A 20722-nucleotide genomic window follows, 5' to 3' on the forward strand; every position below is an offset into this window, starting at 1 on the left:
AAAGGCGAAATTGCAATGACAATTCACCTTGTCAGACCATTGAAGAAAATGAATTTTATGCCCTAAACGGCACAACGAATAGTATACATGAAAACTCAGCAGCTTTAAGGCTGCTGAGCTTGTTTTTAGTGGCTTTTATCACTTAAAGCGATACCTTCGCGGCGCGGATCGGCTGCGCCATAAAGTTTACCGTCTTTTACTTCAACAGCATGTAAACCAGAGTTTAAATCTAGGATACGAACTGTGTGCCCGCGGTTAACAAAATCAGCTTCAAAGTTTGCAAGTTCAGTGCCCTTTTCAAGGCTTGTATAATTGTTGCGATTAGTAATACGCGGTAAATTAATGGCAGTTTGCGCATCTAAGTTCCAATCAAGCACACCTACTACCACTTGAGCAACGTAATCAATGATACGACTACCACCCGGTGAACCGACCACTAAACGTAAACTGCCGTCTTTGTTAAACACCATCACTGGCGACATTGAACTACGCGGACGTTTACCTGCTTCAACGCGGTTAGCTAAAGGTTTGCCATCTTTTGTTGGTGATAAAGCAAAGTCTGTAAGCTGATTGTTTAAAATATACCCGTTCACCATTACTGTTGAACCAAACGCCATTTCGATAGAGCTGGTCATCGAAACCGCATTACCTTGGCTATCAACAATCGATATATGGGTTGTTGAAGGTAGCTCGTAAGCATCATCTTGTGCATAAGCAAGTGAGTTTGGCGGAGTACCTGCTTCTGCGTGAGCATCTTTTTCAGAGATAAGCTTTGCACGACCTGCAAGGTAATCTTTATCAAGTAATCCTTGTGTAGGGATTGGCATAAAATCTGGGTCGCCCATATACACGTTACGATCAGCAAAAGCTAAACGTGATGCTTGGGTAAAGTAATGCAACGCTTGTACTGAATTTGGTTTTAGTTTAGCCATATCTTTATGTTCGAGTAAGGCTAAAATCTGTAATACAGCAACACCACCACTACTTGGCGGAGCCATTGAACAAACCTCGTATTGGCGATAATCAACACATACTGGAGCACGCTCTTTGCTTTTATAATTCGCTAAGTCTTCAACAGATAAAGTACCCGGTGCTACCGCTGAGTTTTGCACTGCATGCACAAGTTCTTTGGCGTTTTCACCTTTATAGAAAGCATCAATGCCTTGTTTCGCTATATCTTTATAAAGCGCGGCAAGTTCAGGGTTCTTTTTCACCGTACCAACAGCAAGCGGTTTACCATCAGGGAAAAAGTAATCACGAATAACAGGAAGCTTTGTAACTCCTGGGTTTAACTCTTTGGCAAGTAATTGATGCAAACGTGGTGACACAATAAAGCCCTGCTCTGCCAATTCAATGGCAGGGCCAAATAAAGTTTGCCACTCTAACTTACCATAACGCTTATGTGCTGAAGCAAAGGCATCTAAAATACCCGGTACACCAACAGAGCGACCACCTACCACGGCTTCAATCCACTTAACGGCTTTACCGTGTTTATCTAAAAACAGTGTTTCATCAGCGTTACTTGGTGCGGTTTCGCGGCCATCAAAACTGGTTAGGCTTTTGGTTTTGTTGTCGAAGTACATCATAAATGTACCACCGCCGATGCCCGACGATTGCGGTTCTACCAGTGTGAGTACTAATTGTGTAGCAATAGCAGCATCAACCGCAGAGCCACCTAGCTCAAGCATTTTTTGACCTGCTTTTACAGCATAAGGGTTTGCCGCTGCGACCATGTACTTATCGCCTTCAACAACCTGTTTATGGGCAAAGCCGGTTGCAGCTTCGGGTTCGCGTATTTCAACTTTTGCAGGAGTCGCTAAAAGAGCCGTTGAATAGATAAATGAAGTGGAAAGAGCTAACAAAGCTTTGGTTTTGAATAACATAAATATACTTAATCCCGTAGTGTATTTGGCATCTTAAAATTAAACGTGCACAATAGTGTCACAATCTCAGATACAACAAAAATAACATGATAAACCTGCCCCTGAAACTAGAATATATTCTGCCCCCATTGTGTTTAATACTACTAAGTTCCTTGTTTGCACTTTTCAACTTAAATGAATATCTCGAATTTAACCGTGAGTTAGTCGCAAATGGTGAGTTTTGGCGTATTTTCACCAGTCAATTCGTACACGCAAATTGGCCCCACTTAGGCTTAAATTGTGCCGGAATTTTATTAATTTGGGCTCTTCATGCTGAGCATACAAGCCCACCTCATTATGCATTGAATATTGCTATTCTTGCATTGTGGTGTGGTTTAGGTGTGTGGCTATTTTGCCCTGATATCCATATTTACACCGGATTAAGCGCATTACTGCACGGTGTGATCATTTGGGGGGCAATTAAAGACGCACAAGCAGGCATGTTTTCAGGCTGGTTATTGTTTGCGGGTACGTGGGCAAAAGTGATTTGGGAGCAAATAGCAGGCCCGAGTGAATCGGTGAGTCAGCTAATCGCCTCTAATGTTGCCATTGATGCCCACTTTATCGGCGCAATTGGCGGCACACTGTTGGCTTTACCTGTCTTTATAAAAATAATAAAAAATCGCGGGTAGCCCTACTCGCTTTTTACAACTCTTTTTAACTCGAAAAGGAACTTTAAATGAATGAAAATAAAGGACATATTTACCTTCGCATTATCCTATTTTGCCTTTACGGACCACTCTTGGCCGGGCTATTTGGCCTATTGGTAAATTTAAAATTTGTTTCAGCAACGTTTATGGCAAGTCTTGATAATATTTATTACACCATAGTATTTTGCTCAATTTGTATTGGGTTTTGTCTGTTGTTAGCAAAATACAGTATCGTTAAAGAATCGTTTAAAAATAAAATTTTTGCTCATTTGACCCTTATTATTAGTATTTTGTATTCATGCTTAATGTTCTTTGGTATTGGTTTACTTATATTATTCAATATCATGTTTAACTCAAATACTGATTACGTTCACCAAGAAAAGGCATTTGAATATCGCACCTTTTATGTCTACACATCAGACCCTGGAGCTTTTGGAACTGCTCACCATTATGTGTATTTAAAGTGCCCTGCTTCGTTTAACCGCTATGAATTGGAATTAATAGCCAATATATCATGGATGAGAGACTATAAAATGAGTTTAGAGGGTGATAATTTAATTTTTGAAAACGACTCAGAGGAAGGTAAGGCAGTACTTGATGTGAGTAAATTTTACTGCAAATAACCCTATAGAGATAAATTCTATTACAAACAAAAACAGCCACTTTAAGTGGCTGTTTTTCATTTACACTATTGATTAAAGCGTTTCTTTAAACAACTTATAAATACGACGGTATTCATCTAACCAGCTTGATGGTTGTACAAAACCATGCGGCTCAACTGGGAAGATCGCTGTTTCAAAGTTTTCTTTTTCAAGCTCAATTAAACGTTGTACTAAGCGAACTGAATCTTGGAAGAATACATTATCATCAACCATAGGCGCATTAATTAATAAATGGCTCTTAAGACCTTCAGCAAAGTAAATTGGTGAGCTCTTTTCATAGGCAATTGGGTCAACATCTGGATGATTTAAGATATTCGACGTATAAGGACCATTGTAGTGAGCCCAATCAGTTACCGGACGAAGTGCAGCACCTGCTTTGAATAAATCAGGTTGTGTGAATAACGCCATAAACGTCATGAAACCACCGTAAGAGCCACCATAGGTGCCTACAGCTTGTGTATCTATGTTTGCGTTGTCTGCCATCCAGCTTACGCCGTCTGCTAAATCTTGGATATCAGGTGTACCCATTTGACGGTAAATAGCTGTACGCCAATCACGGCCGTAACCTTTTGATGCACGGTAGTCCATGTCCATTACTACGTAGCCTTCTGAAGCAAGTAATGAGTGGAACATAAACTCACGGAAGTAACCAGACCAACCCATGTGTGAGTTTTGTAGGTAACCAGCACCGTGGTTAAAGATAACCGCTTTACGGTTTTTACCTGTTTCGCCTTCTTTATAATCAGCTGGGTAATATACTTTTGCGTAAATTGGCTGATCAGTGTGGCTTGAAGGCACAGCAACAATCTTAGGTGCGATTAGTTTCTTCGCTAAAAACTCATCAGATACCGTGTGCGTTAACTGCGTTGCTTGGGTATTTGCTTTTGCATCAGCAACGTAAAGCTCAGGCGGTGACATAATTTTTGAATGAGTTAGCAATAGTTTGCTTTCATCTGGGCTTAACTGGTAATCAGTCATACCATCAAGGTTGGTTACTTGCTCAGATTCACCGTTTGCAGGGTTTACACGATAGATTTCGTAAAGACCTGGATGCTCAACGTTAGCTTTGTAGTAAATCGCTGAGTTATCAGCTGTTAACGTTAAGTTTGAAACAACAAATTGGCCTTTAGTTAGCTGTGTTGCTTTACCGTTAAGTGGCTTTTTGTAAATATGGCTGTAACCAGACTCTTCAGATAAGTAGTAAAGCGTATCTGAATTGTTTAACCAACCAAAATCGTTGTATGCATAGTTAACCCATGCATCGTCATGCAGACGGTGCTGTGAAACAAGTTTGTTGTTTTGCGTATCAACAGTGGCTAACCAACGATCTTTGTTGTCCCATGCTTCAAGCATAAGTGCCACTTGTGAACCATCTGTGTTCCATTGGATTGCACTTTGGTCCCAACCCCAATCCATCATTAGATTGATGGCGCGCGGTGCTTTTTCAGACTTGTAAGTTTTGCCTTCGCGGGCGTAGTTTTCTTTTTTAACAGCCGCAAGTACGTCTTCATCAAAGCCAGGTAAGGTATCGAATGCAAGGGTTGTTTGCTCGCCTGATTTAAGGTCGATGTAGATAACATCTGAGCTGATTGGTTTTTCATCAGCAACACGACGACGTACTTTCTCAGCCTTTACACGTGCATCATCGGCAATGTAATTAGGCATGATATCGCCTTCGTCACGCCATGAACGGTTCTCAGTGGTTACTGCAACGAGTGCTTGGCCATTTGGTGAAAGCTGAACATCTGCTAAACGTTTACCTTTACCTAAGTAAAACTGCGCGTTAGCAATGCTGTCGTTTTGTTCGTTGATTTGTGCTTTACGCGCTTCACGATCTTTTTTGTTTTTGTGAGTCAGCGCAATGTAATCAATTAGTTTGTGCTGTTCTTTTGCAATGTAAGTGTCAGGCTCTTGTACACCTTTAGGTGCATCGTCTAGGTGTAAGTTTACTAATTCAACTTGACGACCCGTTGCTAAATCAACTTTATAAAATGCATTACCTTGACGAAAAGCAAGGCTACCATCAGTTAAAAACTGTGGTTTTGATTGCTGTGCGCTATCGTGAGTAATTTGAGTAATTTGCCCAGTGCTTAAGTTTTTAACGAAGATATTACCTTCAAATGCATAAGCCTGTTGCTTTTTATCTGCTGAATAAACAGCATTTTTAGCGCCTACAGTGTGTAGTTTATCTAACGCTAATTGTGATGCAGATTGGCTGTTAATTGCTTGAACGTATAAATCACGTAACTCATTGCCCTGTTGCTTTTGTGCATAAACGATGCTGTTAGAATCACCGTTCCAGAAAGCACGCTCAGGCTGACGACCTAACCAATCAGGGTGAGCCATTGCTTGCTCTAACGTGATTTCAGCGGAACCTGTGTCAGCAGGAGTAACAACAACGGGTGCTACATTGGTAACTTGTTCTTCAGAAGGCGTTGAGGCGGTTGATTGACAACCAGCTAGCATAAAGCTAGATGCGACTGCGAGAGCCACTAACGTTTTATTAGCAGTGGTTTTGAAATTCATAGTGCTTCTTTAGGGTAATTATAATTCGCCTTATTTAAGCAGAAGCACTGATGAAATAGCAATTTTTATAGGATAAACAGCCAAACTTTTCCGTTTAATAACAGCTTATTTCAATGTTATATCAAGCCATACCATACGATGATCAGAAGAGGCATTGCGATCCTCAATTAATCTGAATAACTCAGAGTTTTCTGTTGGCCAAAATACTCCGCCGTCATTTATTTCAATACCATAATTAGATGGCAGTACGTAATCGGCTCTGGCTTGCCAATAAGCGGTATAGTTTTTAGCATAATCTTCTTTATACGATTCTTTAGCGCCTTTGCTTGTTGGCGTAAAAGAGGTATTCACTAATGGGTTTTTTAAAATCTGGTCTGTAGTATTTGGACGTGCCTTGCCCCCTTCAGGCGCAGCATTTAAATCGCCAACAATTACAAAACGGCTGTTCGCTTTTAAGCCTCCTTTTTGGCCTTTATCATCGTAAATGTAGTTAGCATTGTTGATGTAATCAGCAATTAAGCTCACTTCATCGTGGTTACGCTTACCGTTGCGGTCTTCTGGGCCATCGAATACCGGCGGCGTAGGGTGCGACGCAAGTAAATGAACTGTTTTGCCTTTTATATCAATCGGTAAGTCCCAAAATGATTTAGAGCTTAGGTGAATTGCTTGCCATTCTTCTGCTGAATACCAGTCTTTACCTGTTTTAGGGTCGATAGGCATTTGTGCATTTGGCATATCTTTGTATTTGAATGTTTGTAATGTTCGCGCTTTATCTAAATCAATAGGGTAGCGAGAAAGTACAGCCATTGCATAATGCCCTTCAAAGAAGCCAAAGCCGTGTGCGTCACCTTTGTAATGCCCCTTTACACCATCGTTATCTAAGTCAAATTCGGTAGGTAAACCGGTGTTGACTGGTGCGATAAAGTAATATGGGTAATCGATGGCAACCTGCTTATTTTGCGATACCTGCAGGTAGTTTTTACGAAATACGTTAATGCCTTTATCAGCATCAATATAGTCAAACTCATTAAGTAAAATAACATCAGGTCTTACGCGCTGAATTATTTCGGCAATGTTGCGAATTTGCTGGTGGTTGCTCGCTAATGCTTTGCTTAAAGCATCTTTATCAATAGCTTCGCCTTTTTTAGCATAGTTGGTTGCATCCATACTCACGTTAAAGGTAGCAACACGTAAATCTGCAGCCACTGCATTGTTAGCAAATACACCTACAGCCAGGGCTAAAGAAGAAGTTAATAAAGCGTTTTTCATGAAATAAATCCGTCTACTATAAGTAGTAAAATAATACTGCTGACAATGATCCATAAGATCATCGCCATGATAAAAGGTTTAATACCTGCTTGTTTTAAGACTGAAATAGATAAGCCACTACCAATCAAAAATAAGGTCATTACCAAAATTTGTTTAGCACCAACATTGAGTGCATGCCAAAGTGTTTGATACTCAGAAAAGCTTGAATTAATCAGTGTAGCTGCTAAAAAACCAAATATAAACAATGGGATACTTGCTTTTTCATCTGATTTCCAAAACACACCCGCGATGCTTGTATAAGGTATGATCCACATTGCTCTGGTTAGTTTAATAGTTGTTGCAATAGCAAGTGCTGATGCGCCATAAGCAGCGGAAGCCCCCACTACACTACTTGTATCGTGAATCGCAAGTGCCGCCCAAACACCAAATTGCTGTTCGGTTAGGCCAAAATAATGGCCAATCATCGGGAACAACACTAAGCCAAGAGCGTTTAATAAAAACACCACAGCGAGTGATATCGCCACTTCGTGATCTTTGGCTTTAATCACCGGGGCCATAGCTGCAATTGCGCTGCCACCACAAATTGCTGTACCAAATGAGATAAGTACACCGGTGTTTTTATTTAACTTAAATAACTGAGATAAAATTTCGCCAAGACCAATAATAGCGGTAATACTGACAATTGTAAGCACAATAGAACTGCGCCCTACTTCTATTACTTGATTAAAATCAACAGCAAAGCCTAAGCCAATAACCGCTAACTTTAGCATCCATTTACTAAATTTTTGTGACTGAGCTGCAAATGGATTGCCTAAAGTCATGGCAAATAGTGCACCGACTATAAGTGCCGTAGCAGAACCAACAAATGGCAAAGCAGATGCTAAAAAAAGCGTAATAAAAAGAAATTGTTTTGGGCGTTCAGCTATCACAACGGCACTCTGATTAGTTTGTTGGTTAATTTATGTACCAGAGGTGCGACAACAATAACGGTAGGAAATGCCACACAAAAAGCAAAAGCCCACGCTTTAAGCCAAATGGTTGTAATGTTATCGATTAAACCAACGTTAAAAATGCTGATCACTAAAGACATAAATCCAGACATAAACAGCGCCATAAAAAAGGCAAACACGACTGTTCTAAATCGAGGATGTAACATAACAAGCTAATATTAATATAAAAATATTAGTCTATAGGAAGAAAAACCTGACGCAAGTGCTTTGAGACAAGAGGTACAAAATTAGCGAAGTTTGCGCGTAAGGCCAAAAATTAAAAAGCCGAGATAAACTCGGCTTTTAAGAATTTAAACTGATTAGTTTAAAATAAGTTGGGTGCTGGTAGCAGCTACACCTGGGTAATCTTGCTCTGGCAATATTTCAGCAAGTGCAGCTAATCGCTCACCTAATTGGTGAAGATTATTGGCAGATACGTTGATGTGTCCCATTTTACGGCCTGGTTTAGCCGTTTTACCATACCAGTGGCTTGTAACATCTTGAGTAGCAAGTACTGAGTGTGGAATTGAAGGCTGTCCTAACACGTTGATCATAGCAGTAGGACGAAGCAATTCTGTACTGCCTAATGGTAAGCCTGCAACAGCGCGCATGTGGTTTTCGAACTGAGAGCAATGCGTGCCCTGCTGTGTCCAGTGACCAGAGTTATGAACTCGCGGTGCAATTTCGTTTACTAATAACGTACCTTGAACATCAAAAAACTCAATTGCTAATACACCCACATAATCAAGTTCATTTGCTAGCTTGTTAAACGCCAGCTCAGCTTGTTCTTGAATTGCAGCTTTTTCTTTACCTGCAACTGAAAGTGTAAGCACACCGTTAGTGTGTTGGTTTTCAGTTAATGGGTAAATTACTGTGTTACCTGCTTTGTCGCGTGCACCGATGATAGATACTTCGCGGTCAAATGGGATCATCTTCTCAGCAATAATAGAATGCGGTGCACTGTCGGTACCAGATGCAATGAAATCTGCCATTTCTGACCAAATTTGGTCAATTTGATCATCTGATTTTAAGCGCCATTGGCCTTTACCGTCGTAACCCGCTTGGCAAGTTTTGATCACAAGTGGCTTACCTAAACGCTCTACCGCAGCAATAAGATGTGCTTTTTCGGTAATTAGCTGATAAGGCGCGCACTCAACATTTGTTTTATCAAGTAATGCTTTTTCAAGTGCACGATCGCCACCTGTTTTAATCGCCGCTTTACCCGGGTAAAACTTGTTGCTTTGACAGCACAGTGTTAGTACATCATCAGGAATGTGTTCAAACTCTGCTGTAATTGCGTCTGCGCTATCAATAGCTTGTTGTAATGTACTGTTATGAACTTCACCGGTTAATGGGTGAATGATTTTTTCACTACCCACATCGTAGGCAACAACATTTAAATCAAGGGGTGCGCCCGCTAAGCTCATCATACGAGCTAACTGACCCGCACCTAAAATTAGAATATTCATATTACTCTGCAGGATTAGGGTTAGCTAAGATAGTGTCTGTTTGTTCTTTACGGAATGCTTCAACTTTTGCGAAAATTTCTGGCTGTTGGCAACCTAAAATTTGTGCAGCTAAAAGGCCTGCATTTGCTGCGCCCGCTTCACCAATAGCAAGAGTACCTACCGCAACACCTTTAGGCATTTGGCATATAGATAATAACGAATCTACACCATTAAGAGTTTTAGATTTAACGGGTACACCTAAAACTGGTAGTGATGTAAAGGCCGCTGCCATACCTGGTAAGTGCGCAGCACCACCGGCACCTGCAATAATAATTTTAATGCCGCGCTCAGCTGCAGTGCTTGCATAGTCGGCAAGTAATTGAGGGGTACGGTGAGCAGAAACAACTTTAGTCTCGTATTCAATGCCGAATTTTTCAAGCATTAACGCCGCATGTTCCATCGTTGGCCAGTCTGATTTGGAACCCATAATAATGCCAACAGTCATAAATACACCTCAGTAAATTGTTTTCTAAAAAGCGGACTTTTGTCCTTATTTTGTGGCGGGTATTATATACCCAAACCACATCAAGATGCGAGTTTCAGTTGGAATTAAAAGCGATTTAGGCAAGGCATTGACTGCAAATAATAGTGGTTCTATTGTTAAAATCGATAACGCAGTATAAATCGCTTTTAAACCAACCCTTTGGGCGCTTCACAAGCACTCACTCTCATCGTTGTTACTTCTTAAAAGGGACTGCCATTTCTACAAAGTAACGCCTTGATATTAAGCACCTGTGAAACGCTGAATTCTGTAACTTGATGTGGCTTGGGTATATCCCCTAACTCACATCAAGATGCGACTCTAGAAGCACAAAAAAGCCATGACATGCATGGCTTTTAATCACTCATAAACGAATTAAGCTTCTTTACTTGCTAGATACTCAGTATACGTACCCTTAAAGTCGATAACTTTGCCGTCTTTGATTTCCCAAATGCGGTTAGCAAGTGATGATACGAATTGTCTATCGTGTGATACGAATAATAAAGTTCCTTCGTATGCTTCAAGTGCTAAGTTAAGCGCTTCGATAGATTCCATATCCATATGGTTGGTTGGCTCATCCATTAATAAGATGTTTGGTTTATGCATCATAATTTTACCAAACAACATACGGCCTTGCTCACCACCTGAAATCACTTTTACTGACTTTTTAATGTCGTTTTGTGAAAACAGCATACGACCTAAGAAACTACGAACAACTTGCTCGTCGTCGCCTTCTTGTTGCCATTGTTCCATCCACTGGAATAAGTTCATGTCTTGTTCGAACTCATCAGCATGATCTTGCGCGTAATAACCAATATTAGCATTATCAGACCATTTAAATTCACCTTGTTTTGGTGCTAAGCGACCTGCAAGGGTATTTAATAATGTTGTTTTACCAACACCGTTCTCACCGATAATCGCAATACGCTCACCTACTTCAACTAAACCTTCAAGGCCACTGAAAAGCATGTCATCAAAACCTTGCGCTAAGTTAGTTAGCTCTAAGGCATTACGGAATAACTGTTTTTCTTGTTCAAATCGAATAAATGGGCTTTGACGAGAAGACGCTTTAACTTCTTCAAGCTGAATTTTATCGATTTGTTTAGCACGTGATGTTGCTTGTTTTGCTTTTGAAGCATTTGCAGAGAAACGAGATACGAACTGCTGTAGTTCTGCAATTTGGCTTTTCTTCTTCGCATTTTCGCTCAGTAAACGCTCGCGGGCTTGTGTTGCTGCAAACATATATTCATCGTAATTACCTGGGTAAATACGAAGTTCGCCATAATCGATGTCAGCCATGTGTGTACATACTGAGTTTAAAAAGTGACGGTCGTGCGAAATGATGATCATGGTGCAGTCGCGTTGGTTTAACACGTCTTCTAACCACTTGATGGTGTAAATATCCAAGTTATTGGTAGGCTCATCCAGTAGCATGATATCTGGATCAGAAAACAGCACTTGTGCAAGTAACACACGCAGTTTAAAACCCGGTGCGATTTCAGACATAGGACCGTAGTGTTGCTCTGTACCGATACCTACACCAATCAGTAGCTCACCGGCTTTAGCTTCTGCTGAGTAACCATCCATCTCTGCAAACTCAGTTTCAAGATCAGCTACACGCATACCGTCTTCTTCGCTCATCTCTGGTAAGCTATAAATACGATCACGTTCTTTTTTTACTTCCCACAGCTCTTTATGACCCATGATAACTGTATCGATCACAGAAAACTCTTCATAAGCAAACTGATCTTGATTTAGTTTAGCAATACGCTCGTTTGGATCTGTACTGACATTACCTGAAGATGGCTCAAGTTCACCACTTAGGATTTTCATGAAGGTTGATTTACCACAGCCATTCGCACCGATTAAACCATAACGGTTTCCATCGCCAAATTTTGCTGAAATATTTTCGAATAAAGGTTTAGCACCAAATTGCATGGTGATATTAGCTGTACTAATGATAGCGGTACCCTCCAGCGGGTAAAAAGTAAAAACAAATCTGCATGCAATTTTAAACTAAAGCCGCTTTGCACGCCATGATAGTTTAAATAAATCAACTCAGTAGTTTTACAAAATGACATACAGCACCTATGCTGAACTGCACATAAAATGAGCACGCTCACAAACGAATGTGAGCGCGCTCAACTTTCAAATAATCATTATAAAACAAGGAGTTTGTTAGCATGAGAAATAATAACACAGAACAGCGAATTTTAGATGCTGCTTGGTCATTATTCGTAAAAGAAGGGTTTTCTGACACCTCTACTAGACAAATTTCTGCGGCCAGTAATATTGCTGTGGGTACTTTATTTAATTATTTTCCAGATAAAGTTGCTATTTTAGAGGGCTGCTTAGAAAACAGATTTGCAGAAGTGTTGGAGCATGCTAAAGAAACAGACATCCACCGCCCTGCCCGTTTAAAAATAAGCCACTATGCACAGTATTTTTATCAATTCTATTGTACACACCATCATTTTTACAAACCTCTTTTCAGCGATCGTTTGTTTAGTGAGTCGTTTCAGGAGCAGCACATAAGATTGATGGAATCATTAATCTTTGCCGATCAACCGCATTTTAATAAAGTTAAAGCGGCCATTCTACTAGACTGCTATTTTATGACCTTATTGCACGGTTTATGCTCAGACAAACCCAATACAAAAGATATGCTAAAAACATTAAGTCAAAAGGTGTCCATTTTTTAGCTACACTAACTTATTGATAATTCAGTATAGTGAACTCAAAATGAATAAATATTCCTCAAAACTGATATCTTTGTTGATTTTTTTTCACTTTTTACCCTATTTTAGCTCTGATAATCTCCTAGTTTTGCAAAATAACACTTATTAGGGACGATGTATAAACAAGGATTTCTATGAAAAGAACTTACATAGCAACATTAATCGCAAGTATGAGCATGGTCACAATTAACAGTCATGCTATTGAGATATATAAAGATGATAAAAACAGTGTCACTGTTGGTGGCTTTATTGATGCCAGAGTGATCAGCACTCAAGGTGAGACTGAAATTGTAAATGGTGTATCCCGTATAAATTTGGATTTTAAACGCCAGCTAAAAAATGAATGGCAAGCCTTGGCATTCCTAGAGTGGGGAGTGAACCCTGTAGGTAATAGTGACATTGTTTACAATAATCGCTTTGAAACTGTGCAAGACGAGTTTTTATACAACCGTTTAGGTTATGTTGGTGTAAAACACGAAAAATATGGACGAATTACTGTAGGTAAGCAATGGGGTGCTTGGTATGACGTGGTTTATAACACAAACTACAGCCTAGTATGGGATGGCAATGCTGCTGGGGTCTACACCTACAATAAAGACGATGGAGCAGTAAATGGTACTGGTCGAGGCGATAAAGTACTGCAGTATCGTAACAACTGGGGAAATGTCCATATAGCATTGCAAACGCAATTGAAATCAGATGACTTTTATACCTGCGATATCGCCGATATTTCGCGTGCATCATGTCAGGCATTATGGGATCAAGGTAATAATGCTGCTCAGAAAGTTGAGTTTAATTCAACTTATGGTGCTGCCCTCTCCTACTATGTAACTGATGAACTTAAATTTACAGCAGGTGTAAACCGAGGCCAATTCGAGATTCTGTATGCTGGCGGGCGAAAACAATCAGTAACAGATCTAATTTATGGTGTGGGTATGACCTATGGTGATTTTAATACACCTGGTTGGTATGCATCAGCGAATATCAATAAAAATGAAAACCATGATACTGATAATTTAGGACGGTTAATTAAAGAAGCTGTCGGTTCTGAATCGTTAGTCAGTTACCGTTTCGATAACGATATCCGCACTTTCTTAGCCTACAACATATTTGATGCTGGTGACGATTACGTGATTCAACCAAACTTTAATGCTGATCCTAATGATGTGTTTAAACGACAATTTGCTGTTTTAGGTTTGCACTACTTTTTGGGCGATGACACTATTTTATACATCGAAGCACGTAAAGATTTTAGTGACTTTTCAAGTAAAGATGCTGAGCAAGAAGCACAGATGTCACAAACCGAAGATGATGGTATTGCCATCGGATTTAATTACACATTGTAATTGCATTTACATAAAGCCCACCTTAGTGGGCTTTTATATATTCTAATTAATGAACAACTCAAATATTTTGCTTTTTGGTCGCAACCCCAATCAATAAACTGATTCTAGTTACATCAATTTCAAGCATTTCGTTGATGCACTTTTATTGACTAACCCAGCTTGCTTGTTATGCTTCATTGTTTCTACTGAGTAACTCACTCAACTCTTTCTTACTTTGCTCAGGATTTTTGCCCGCAGTATCTATGACAATACGTGCTGTTTCCCACAAGTCATAATCTCTTGAAATCACACTTTCCCATGATGGAAGTAAAAGGTTTCGAATATCTGTTTGCCTGTTTTCTACACGTTGTCGATGTTCGGCTTTATTCGAGCAGATAACTTCAATTTCTATATAGGGTGATGAAGCTTTATTTGCTACGCTTTTCCACCCTTCTCGAGATTCCAAAACTGGGTTTGTTGAGTCAGCTACAACAGAAAGGCCGTTTTTTAGATTTTCTAACGCAAGAGCAAAAGCTACCTTGTAACCTTCGTCATGTAGCTTATTAAAACCACAGTTTTTTAGTTCTTGCTCGATAGTATCAATACGAATATGAACTGCGCCCAAGGAAGAAGCTAAAAACTTAGAAAGTTCAGTCTTACCTGTTGCGGGTAGACCGCCAAGGATATATAACATAAAGCCTATGAATTCCTTCCAAGTTACTTTTAAAAGTGTGTATTTAGGGTGTTTAACATTTAAAATGTTGTCATAAAAATTCAAGAAAAACCACCGCATTCGATAAACCGAGAAGATTCCACGCCTGAGTTTCTATAACTACTTATCTTGTTTATCAATATACTTAAATTTAAAGATACGCTGAGGTTATAATGAGGTCAAATACAGTATGATGTGTTCTTATATGACGAATTATTACTACATTGAATAATCACGTTCTACTTTTGCAATGCGCGTTGTAAAAGTGCTGTACCATTTGTCTTTACCAAGTTGCTGGGCATTTAAGTGCTCTACGTTTTGTTTCCAGGCTTTAATTGCTTCTAAGCTTTGCCAATACGACACAGAAATACCTAATCCATCACGAGCAGACTCCATGCCTAAATACCCAGGTTGTTGTTCTGCGAGCTCCACCATTCTATTCGCCACCTCTTCATAACCAGCGGTATCGTCAGATAAGGTATTCGTAAAGATTACGGCGTAATAAGGCGGTTTTGGTGTATTCGCTATCATGCTATTACTTCCCTCTACTAGGTTCAAAGCCATCATAGCATGGGATTTCTGTGTTAAACGTATCCCAGTTTGCTTTAGAGCTCACGAAATTGTGACTAATTGGACGTTCGTTTATATCACTATCTAATAAACCTAGGCGAATACGTAAGCGGCTTGGGTCATCTTTATTTTCGCTATAAACTGGGGAGCCACAGCTACTACAAAAATAGCGAATTCTACCGGGTTTAAATTCAAACGCACTTAGATGCTGCTTGCCTTCTGTTAGGTTAAAACCATCTCGTTGAATAAAGCCGTTGGTTGCGTAAGCTGTGCCAGAGTTTTTACGACACAACGAGCAATGACAATGAATAATTGAGTCTATACCACCAACAATCGTTACTTTTACTTTGCCGCACAAACAACTTCCTTTATACATAGTCCCTCACAAGGTTAAAGCTTAATAGCCGCGATGCTTCCAAAAATCAGTGGCAGTGCCTTCGGCTTCCTTTAATAAGTTAAAGGATTTATCGGCAATTATATGGCCATTTAACTCAATAGTCATGCGCCAAATACCTACTTTATTATCAACAGGTGCCCATATAGTATCACCTAAGTAAAACTGCCAATCGTTTGTTTTAACATACTGTTCACCCTCAAACGGCGGCATAATATCGCCATCCTCATCGGGGATATCTGGGTGGTAAACGCAAAACTTAATTTTTTGTCCTTTGGCCTTTTTAATGTTAACAATAAAACCAAATTCAATATCTAACTGTGCAGGAACGTCTGTTGTAAATTCGGTGATTTGAGGCAGGTCTTTCTCTTTTGCATCCCAATGACTGTAAATGCCGTAACTTTCAATACTGGTAATTGGTTTGGCTTTTGCCATAGTTGCAAGCGCTCCTTTTTAAAAATGAGGCGCTATTTTATAGTAGCAACTCTAGCAGAACAAGATTGTACTATTATAGTAATTAGGTAACATATTTTATCCAGTGAGCGTCATGCTGTTGAAAGCCGCATTTTGTTAAAAGCTTAATACATGAACTATTATTTGGGTTAACTAAAGCTACAATAGTGTTTAGCGGCGCTGGTACAAAGGTTGTCAATTTTCCAAATAACATGGCTAATACCTTTTGCATTATCCCCTTGCCAAAGTATTGCGATGACAATTCAAATCCTAAAATACCCTGCCCGTTAATTATGTTAAATATGCCAACACTACCAATAACTTGGCCAGTACTTCGCAAAACGATAACCAACCGAATACCTTGTTGATTATAAAAACTCTCTATGTCGCCTTGAATAAAGTCGTAAACGTCACCTTTGGTTATGTCAGCACTGTAATCATTAAAAGATTGAACATGGGGATCTTTTAAAATATCCCAAATTGCTTGGCAATCTTTGTGTCGAATTGGGCGTAAGTCAAAGGCTAAGTCATTGTGGCTTGACACGGTAATTACTTCTTTTTCTTTATGAGCTGACATTATTGTCTTACTATAAGGGCAAATACAAGCAATTAGGTTAAGTTCGATGAGTGAAGAGTTTAAAGTAATTCAACCTACCACTACAGTGTATTGTAAAGAACGCGGCGAAGGCTGGACTTTAACAGGGATCACCAGCATTGATGAGCATACTTCTGTGATGTTCGATGGCGTAAGGTATACATTACCAGCCCGTGAAATTGTTGAGGTATTATTACCGCAACAGCTCGAGCGAGAGAAAAACCAACAATAAAAAAAGCCAGCATCAAGCTGGCTTTTTCGTGTTTAAAATTAGCGTAATGCGTTAATACGCTCATCAAGTGGTGGGTGCGATGAAAATAACTCAGCAACACCTTTACCGCTTGCAATACCAAACGCCATCATTGAACCTTCTAGTTGTGATGGGTGGTTTTGTTTTAAACGCTCAAGGGCGCTTCGCATTTTATCTGCACCTACTAGCTTAGCTGCACCCGCATCCGCAGAGAACTCGCGTTTACGGCTATAGTAAGCAACTATCATACTCGCTAGAACACCAAATAACATTTGGAAAATCATATCGAATAAGAAGTAAGTCCAGCTACTACCACCCTCTTCTTCATCACTATTTAAGAAGTTATCAACAATACCTGCTAATACTTTCGCTATAAAGATAACAAAGGTATTCACTACACCTTGAATAAGAGTAAGCGTAACCATGTCACCATTTGCAATATGAGACACCTCATGTGCCAATACCGCCTCGGCTTGATCTTGGTTCATGTTGTGTAATAAACCTGTGCTCACAGCCACCAGCGAGTTGTTCTTACTTGGGCCTGTCGCAAATGCGTTCATTTCAGGGCTATCGTAAATAGCCACTTCTGGCATCGCGATACCTGCTTTTTTCGCTTGCGCTGCTACCGTAGAAACTAACCATTGCTCTGTTTCAGAACGAGGCTGTTCAATAACATGTGCACCGGTTGATTTTTTTGCCATCCATTTCGACATAAATAACGAAATAAACGAGCCACCAAAACCAAATACGGTTGAAATAACTAAAATGCCGCCTAAACTGCGATGGCTAATACCCAGTACGCTCATCACAATAGACAACACAATACCTAACACTAGCATTACCGCTAAGTTAGTTAGTAGAAACAAAAATACACGCTTCATAAAAACCTCAGAATAAACATACCAATTGTATTAACTAACGACATGGTTAAAAATCGTTAGTTAATAAAATTATCTGGGCGTACTACCAACTTAGTTTAGGGCTAATGCAATTGGTTGCAAGGAACTAATTGCAACCAATTGTGACAGAGTATGTCAAAAGTAACAACTCAATTATTATGGGTTAATAGATAAAATTTCAAGTAAGGTTTTGTAAATTTTTAATTTAGGGGTGCCATCTGTATAAGGACTAATCGCTAAAAGCGGGAAAGGTAATGCTGATTTTAAGGTTTCTAAATTGGCGTCTTGTTCACGCATATTTGGATCTACATGATTTGCAATCCAACCCACACAATTTACACCGAGCGCTTTAAAATGAGCTGCTGTCAGTAATGCGTGATTTAGGCAACCTAGTTTCATGCCAACCACTAAAATTACATTAAGATTTTGTGATTTAACCCAATCACAGAGTAAATCGGTTTCGTTGATAGGTAAACACCAACCACCTGCACCTTCTGTAAGAATATAATCGGTATTGAGTGCTTTTACGTTCGCATAAGCAGCATCAAGCTTATCAAATGTCAGCCTGTCGCCTACTTGGGCTGCAGCAATATGTGGTGCAATGGGTGGCTCATAGGTAAAGGGGTTAACAATGTTATATTTAACCCCAATTGATGAGCTTTCCATTAAGGTTAATGCATCATCATTAACTAGTTGCCCAAACGCTTCTTCTGCACCTGCGGCAATGGGTTTAAAACCAACCGCACGCTGTTTATGTTGCGCTAGTAAGTTTAATAATAAACTGGTGACATGGGTTTTTCCGGCATCGGTGTCTGTACCTGTAATAAAAAATTCTTTCATTTTTGAGTTAATTCTATTTTTCTAGTTCTAAAAGGACAACTTGATAGCTCACTCTAGCATGCCCATCAACCAGAGGGTATGCCTTACAAACACTATTAAGTGCCTGCCTTGTTAATAACCCATGGCGCTTTTGCTTAGTTTGCAATGAGGTAGCACCAATCGCTTTTATCGAGCGCAGTGCTTCTAAGGGAGACTTATAGGCGTCTATATAACATCTATCGGCTGCAAAATTCAGTTTAAACCCCGCCAATTTTGCATACTCAATAATGTGACTAGCACAATGAAACTGATTAATATGGTTTTGCTCGTCTAAACAAGCAAAAGCCTGTTTGATCTCTTTGAGCGATCCATCTACCACGCAGCTTAAATAAAGCTTACCGCCCGCTTTTAATGCGGAAAAAAGATTTTTAAGTAGTGCCTCTAAATCAGCAGACCATTGCATTGCAAAATTACTAAACACACAATCAAGGGAGTTTTGCTGTAGCGGTAGGTTATCCATATCAGCACATACTTTTAAACAACGCGGGTTTTGCTCTGTGCTTAGCATGGAATGACTTAAATCCATTGCCAATACAGTATCAAAATGTGTTTTAAGCATTGCCGTGTTAACTAAAGGCCCAGCCCCTAGATCAAGGCAAGTACCCTGCTGATGTTTACTTGCCATCATTTTAAATAAGTGCGCAGCCGCTTGTTTTTGAACATTAGCATGGCTCGCGTAATTTGCAGCCGCTTTAGAGAACTTAGTTTGTGTTGTTAGCTTATTACTGTCCTGAAAGCTTAAAGGTACTTGCAGTTGAACACTCATAAACACTCCACTAGCGAATCAACCAGTTTTTTTATATCGTCAGCTTGATGCGCGCTACTTAGGGTTACCCTAAGTCGTGCCGTATTAAAAGGCACCGTGGGCGGTCTAATAGCGGTTAACCACACGCCTTTTTCTTTAAGCTTATTAGCAACGGCAAGCGTGTGTTCTGCATCGCCCAATACCAAAGGCTGAATAGCCGTTGTTGATTCCATTAATGCTAAGTTATGCTCTTTGGCAAGCGCTCTAAAGTAGGCAATATTATCTGTAAGCTGAGAGCGTCTCTTATCTGCTTTTAGTAACTTTTCGAGTCGTTCAAGAGTACAACTAGCCATCAGCGGAGACATTGCTGTTGAATAAATGTATTCACGATTAAACTGCAGCATGTAATCAATCATTTGCTTTGATGCAAGCAGGCAAGCACCACTACTTGCCAGTGCCTTGCCAAAGGTGATGATCAGTAAATCAGGCTTGATTGCCTCACAACTGCCTAAACCTTGCTCACCCAATACGCCAAAGCCATGGGCGTCGTCAATCATCAGCCAGGCATTGTATTGTTTAGCGAGTTTACAGAGTGCTTCAATGGGGGCTTGATCGCCATCCATCGAAAATACCCCCTCGCTTACTATGAGCTTATGCTTTGCCTTTGATTTTTGTAACCGAGATTCTAAATGCTTAAGGTCGTTATGATTAAACCGCACCATAGCAGCACAAGAATGAAGGCCGCCATCAATTAAGCTGGCATGATTAAGCTTATCTTGGAAGATTGCCGATGATTGCGCCACGCTTTTATCTTGAAACAACGCTTTTAATACACTGCTATTAGCACTAAATCCGCTATTAAATAACATGGCGCTTTCAAAGCCTAATAACTCGCATAAACGCTGTTCAAGCTGTTGCTGTGGTTTATTATAACCATTCACTAGCGCAGAACTGTGGCTACCTAGCTGCTGCGCTTGTATTTCAATAAAATCATCAGCAAAGCCAAGGTAGTCATTACTGGCAAAATTTAAATACTTTTTACCAGCAACTTCTATATAGCGCCCGCTTGCTTGCTCAACAAGCTGACGCTTTCTCAGTAATGCATCAGCTTCTCGCTTAAGAAGATGCTCGGCAATAAAATCAAAAGCCATTTAA

The 20722-nt window shown here is 39.9% G+C and carries 22 protein-coding genes; 5 read left to right on the plus strand and 17 right to left on the minus strand.

Features of this window, described 5'->3' with window-relative positions; genetic code table 11:
* Positions 1 to 125: 125 nt before the first annotated feature.
* Complete coding sequence (gene ggt, locus NH454_RS13845) at positions 126 to 1883, minus strand: gamma-glutamyltransferase (protein WP_253039381.1); 1758 nt, start codon at positions 1881 to 1883, stop codon at positions 126 to 128.
* An 86-nt stretch (positions 1884 to 1969) separates the two neighbouring features.
* Between ggt and rrtA the strand changes: the two genes are divergently transcribed.
* Positions 1970 to 2554, plus strand: a complete 585-nt coding sequence (gene rrtA / locus NH454_RS13850) for a rhombosortase (RefSeq protein ID WP_235382141.1) — start codon at positions 1970 to 1972, stop codon at positions 2552 to 2554.
* A 47-nt stretch (positions 2555 to 2601) separates the two neighbouring features.
* A complete protein-coding gene (locus NH454_RS13855; protein ID WP_235382142.1) occupies positions 2602 to 3195 on the plus strand; it encodes a hypothetical protein in 594 nt (197 codons plus the stop codon).
* Between the two features lie 72 nt (positions 3196 to 3267).
* On the opposite strand, the gene NH454_RS13860 is transcribed toward NH454_RS13855, so the two are convergent.
* From NH454_RS13860 to NH454_RS13890, 7 genes are all read right to left on the minus strand, one after another.
* Positions 3268 to 5760, minus strand: coding sequence for a prolyl oligopeptidase family serine peptidase (locus NH454_RS13860; RefSeq protein ID WP_253039383.1), 2493 nt, complete (start codon positions 5758 to 5760; stop codon positions 3268 to 3270).
* A 105-nt stretch (positions 5761 to 5865) separates the two neighbouring features.
* Complete coding sequence (locus NH454_RS13865; protein ID WP_235382144.1) at positions 5866 to 7029, minus strand: endonuclease/exonuclease/phosphatase family protein; 1164 nt, start codon at positions 7027 to 7029, stop codon at positions 5866 to 5868.
* Positions 7026 to 7958, minus strand: coding sequence for a putative sulfate exporter family transporter (locus NH454_RS13870; protein ID WP_253039385.1), 933 nt, complete (start codon positions 7956 to 7958; stop codon positions 7026 to 7028). The genes NH454_RS13865 and NH454_RS13870 overlap by 4 nt, the downstream gene beginning before the upstream one ends.
* On the minus strand, positions 7955 to 8185 hold the full coding sequence (locus tag NH454_RS13875) for a DUF2798 domain-containing protein (protein ID WP_135924483.1): 231 nt from the start codon (positions 8183 to 8185) through the stop codon (positions 7955 to 7957). The genes NH454_RS13870 and NH454_RS13875 overlap by 4 nt, the downstream gene beginning before the upstream one ends.
* Positions 8186 to 8338: 153 nt before the next feature.
* Positions 8339 to 9487, minus strand: a complete 1149-nt coding sequence (locus NH454_RS13880) for a 5-(carboxyamino)imidazole ribonucleotide synthase (protein WP_235382146.1) — start codon at positions 9485 to 9487, stop codon at positions 8339 to 8341.
* A 1-nt stretch (position 9488) separates the two neighbouring features.
* The gene (purE, locus tag NH454_RS13885) at positions 9489 to 9971 is read right to left on the minus strand and encodes a 5-(carboxyamino)imidazole ribonucleotide mutase (RefSeq protein ID WP_138556934.1); all 483 of its coding nucleotides are present in this window, start codon (positions 9969 to 9971) and stop codon (positions 9489 to 9491) included.
* A gap of 411 nt (positions 9972 to 10382) precedes the next feature.
* Complete coding sequence (locus NH454_RS13890) at positions 10383 to 11969, minus strand: ABC-F family ATPase (RefSeq protein WP_135924478.1); 1587 nt, start codon at positions 11967 to 11969, stop codon at positions 10383 to 10385.
* A gap of 221 nt (positions 11970 to 12190) precedes the next feature.
* Here NH454_RS13890 and NH454_RS13895 point away from each other — a divergent pair, with 221 nt between their 5' ends.
* Together NH454_RS13895 and NH454_RS13900 are read left to right on the plus strand one after the other, a co-directional pair.
* A complete protein-coding gene (locus NH454_RS13895) occupies positions 12191 to 12709 on the plus strand; it encodes a TetR/AcrR family transcriptional regulator (protein ID WP_235382147.1) in 519 nt (172 codons plus the stop codon).
* A gap of 170 nt (positions 12710 to 12879) precedes the next feature.
* Positions 12880 to 14091 carry a porin gene (locus tag NH454_RS13900; protein ID WP_235382148.1) on the plus strand — a complete coding sequence of 404 codons (1212 nt, stop codon included), beginning with the start codon at positions 12880 to 12882 and terminating at the stop codon, positions 14089 to 14091.
* Positions 14092 to 14257: 166 nt separating this feature from the next.
* Here NH454_RS13900 and NH454_RS13905 read toward each other — a convergent pair whose 3' ends face one another.
* The 5 genes from NH454_RS13905 to NH454_RS13925 all read right to left on the minus strand — a co-directional run bounded on the left by NH454_RS13905 (position 14258) and on the right by NH454_RS13925 (position 16776).
* The gene (locus tag NH454_RS13905; protein ID WP_235382149.1) at positions 14258 to 14764 is read right to left on the minus strand and encodes an AAA family ATPase; all 507 of its coding nucleotides are present in this window, start codon (positions 14762 to 14764) and stop codon (positions 14258 to 14260) included.
* A 237-nt stretch (positions 14765 to 15001) separates the two neighbouring features.
* A complete protein-coding gene (locus NH454_RS13910) occupies positions 15002 to 15313 on the minus strand; it encodes an antibiotic biosynthesis monooxygenase (protein ID WP_235382150.1) in 312 nt (103 codons plus the stop codon).
* A 4-nt stretch (positions 15314 to 15317) separates the two neighbouring features.
* The gene (locus NH454_RS13915) at positions 15318 to 15728 is read right to left on the minus strand and encodes a GFA family protein (protein WP_135924466.1); all 411 of its coding nucleotides are present in this window, start codon (positions 15726 to 15728) and stop codon (positions 15318 to 15320) included.
* A gap of 21 nt (positions 15729 to 15749) precedes the next feature.
* Entirely contained in the window at positions 15750 to 16181 is a 432-nt protein-coding gene (locus NH454_RS13920) for a DUF3859 domain-containing protein (protein WP_135924463.1), read from the minus strand.
* A gap of 82 nt (positions 16182 to 16263) precedes the next feature.
* On the minus strand, positions 16264 to 16776 hold the full coding sequence (locus NH454_RS13925; RefSeq protein WP_199526523.1) for a GNAT family N-acetyltransferase: 513 nt from the start codon (positions 16774 to 16776) through the stop codon (positions 16264 to 16266).
* 46 nt (positions 16777 to 16822) lie between these two features.
* Here NH454_RS13925 and NH454_RS13930 point away from each other — a divergent pair, with 46 nt between their 5' ends.
* On the plus strand, positions 16823 to 17026 hold the full coding sequence (locus tag NH454_RS13930; RefSeq protein ID WP_054561447.1) for a hypothetical protein: 204 nt from the start codon (positions 16823 to 16825) through the stop codon (positions 17024 to 17026).
* Positions 17027 to 17064: 38 nt separating this feature from the next.
* Here the strand turns inward: NH454_RS13930 and htpX are convergent, their stop codons facing one another.
* From htpX to NH454_RS13950, 4 genes are all read right to left on the minus strand, one after another.
* Positions 17065 to 17925, minus strand: coding sequence for a protease HtpX (gene htpX / locus NH454_RS13935; RefSeq protein ID WP_135924457.1), 861 nt, complete (start codon positions 17923 to 17925; stop codon positions 17065 to 17067).
* A gap of 174 nt (positions 17926 to 18099) precedes the next feature.
* The gene (gene bioD / locus NH454_RS13940) at positions 18100 to 18783 is read right to left on the minus strand and encodes a dethiobiotin synthase (protein ID WP_235382151.1); all 684 of its coding nucleotides are present in this window, start codon (positions 18781 to 18783) and stop codon (positions 18100 to 18102) included.
* Positions 18784 to 18796: 13 nt separating this feature from the next.
* On the minus strand, positions 18797 to 19588 hold the full coding sequence (locus NH454_RS13945; RefSeq protein WP_235382152.1) for a methyltransferase domain-containing protein: 792 nt from the start codon (positions 19586 to 19588) through the stop codon (positions 18797 to 18799).
* Positions 19585 to 20718 (minus strand): 8-amino-7-oxononanoate synthase, encoded by a 1134-nt coding sequence (locus NH454_RS13950; RefSeq protein ID WP_235382153.1) that lies wholly within the window; start codon positions 20716 to 20718, stop codon positions 19585 to 19587. The genes NH454_RS13945 and NH454_RS13950 overlap by 4 nt, the downstream gene beginning before the upstream one ends.
* Positions 20719 to 20722 lie beyond the last annotated feature (4 nt).

This window comes from Pseudoalteromonas sp. Ps84H-4 (assembly GCF_024124645.1).
Lineage (GTDB): Bacteria > Pseudomonadota > Gammaproteobacteria > Enterobacterales > Alteromonadaceae > Pseudoalteromonas > Pseudoalteromonas lipolytica_C.

What these genes read in the sequence shown, in the direction of transcription:
- ggt (WP_253039381.1), bottom strand. Translation starts at nt 1,883, where the DNA reads ATGTTATTCAAAACCAAAGCTTTGTTAGCTCTTTCCACTTCATTTATC.
- rrtA (WP_235382141.1), top strand. Translation starts at nt 1,970, where the DNA reads ATGATAAACCTGCCCCTGAAACTAGAATATATTCTGCCCCCATTGTGT.
- NH454_RS13855 (WP_235382142.1), top strand. Translation starts at nt 2,602, where the DNA reads ATGAATGAAAATAAAGGACATATTTACCTTCGCATTATCCTATTTTGC.
- NH454_RS13860 (WP_253039383.1), bottom strand. Translation starts at nt 5,760, where the DNA reads ATGAATTTCAAAACCACTGCTAATAAAACGTTAGTGGCTCTCGCAGTC.
- NH454_RS13865 (WP_235382144.1), bottom strand. Translation starts at nt 7,029, where the DNA reads ATGAAAAACGCTTTATTAACTTCTTCTTTAGCCCTGGCTGTAGGTGTA.
- NH454_RS13875 (WP_135924483.1), bottom strand. Translation starts at nt 8,185, where the DNA reads ATGTTACATCCTCGATTTAGAACAGTCGTGTTTGCCTTTTTTATGGCG.
- NH454_RS13880 (WP_235382146.1), bottom strand. Translation starts at nt 9,487, where the DNA reads ATGAATATTCTAATTTTAGGTGCGGGTCAGTTAGCTCGTATGATGAGC.
- purE (WP_138556934.1), bottom strand. Translation starts at nt 9,971, where the DNA reads ATGACTGTTGGCATTATTATGGGTTCCAAATCAGACTGGCCAACGATG.
- NH454_RS13895 (WP_235382147.1), top strand. Translation starts at nt 12,191, where the DNA reads ATGAGAAATAATAACACAGAACAGCGAATTTTAGATGCTGCTTGGTCA.
- NH454_RS13900 (WP_235382148.1), top strand. Translation starts at nt 12,880, where the DNA reads ATGAAAAGAACTTACATAGCAACATTAATCGCAAGTATGAGCATGGTC.
- NH454_RS13905 (WP_235382149.1), bottom strand. Translation starts at nt 14,764, where the DNA reads ATGTTATATATCCTTGGCGGTCTACCCGCAACAGGTAAGACTGAACTT.
- NH454_RS13910 (WP_235382150.1), bottom strand. Translation starts at nt 15,313, where the DNA reads ATGATAGCGAATACACCAAAACCGCCTTATTACGCCGTAATCTTTACG.
- NH454_RS13915 (WP_135924466.1), bottom strand. Translation starts at nt 15,728, where the DNA reads ATGTATAAAGGAAGTTGTTTGTGCGGCAAAGTAAAAGTAACGATTGTT.
- NH454_RS13920 (WP_135924463.1), bottom strand. Translation starts at nt 16,181, where the DNA reads ATGGCAAAAGCCAAACCAATTACCAGTATTGAAAGTTACGGCATTTAC.
- NH454_RS13925 (WP_199526523.1), bottom strand. Translation starts at nt 16,776, where the DNA reads ATGTCAGCTCATAAAGAAAAAGAAGTAATTACCGTGTCAAGCCACAAT.
- NH454_RS13930 (WP_054561447.1), top strand. Translation starts at nt 16,823, where the DNA reads ATGAGTGAAGAGTTTAAAGTAATTCAACCTACCACTACAGTGTATTGT.
- htpX (WP_135924457.1), bottom strand. Translation starts at nt 17,925, where the DNA reads ATGAAGCGTGTATTTTTGTTTCTACTAACTAACTTAGCGGTAATGCTA.
- bioD (WP_235382151.1), bottom strand. Translation starts at nt 18,783, where the DNA reads ATGAAAGAATTTTTTATTACAGGTACAGACACCGATGCCGGAAAAACC.
- NH454_RS13945 (WP_235382152.1), bottom strand. Translation starts at nt 19,588, where the DNA reads ATGAGTGTTCAACTGCAAGTACCTTTAAGCTTTCAGGACAGTAATAAG.
- NH454_RS13950 (WP_235382153.1), bottom strand. Translation starts at nt 20,718, where the DNA reads ATGGCTTTTGATTTTATTGCCGAGCATCTTCTTAAGCGAGAAGCTGAT.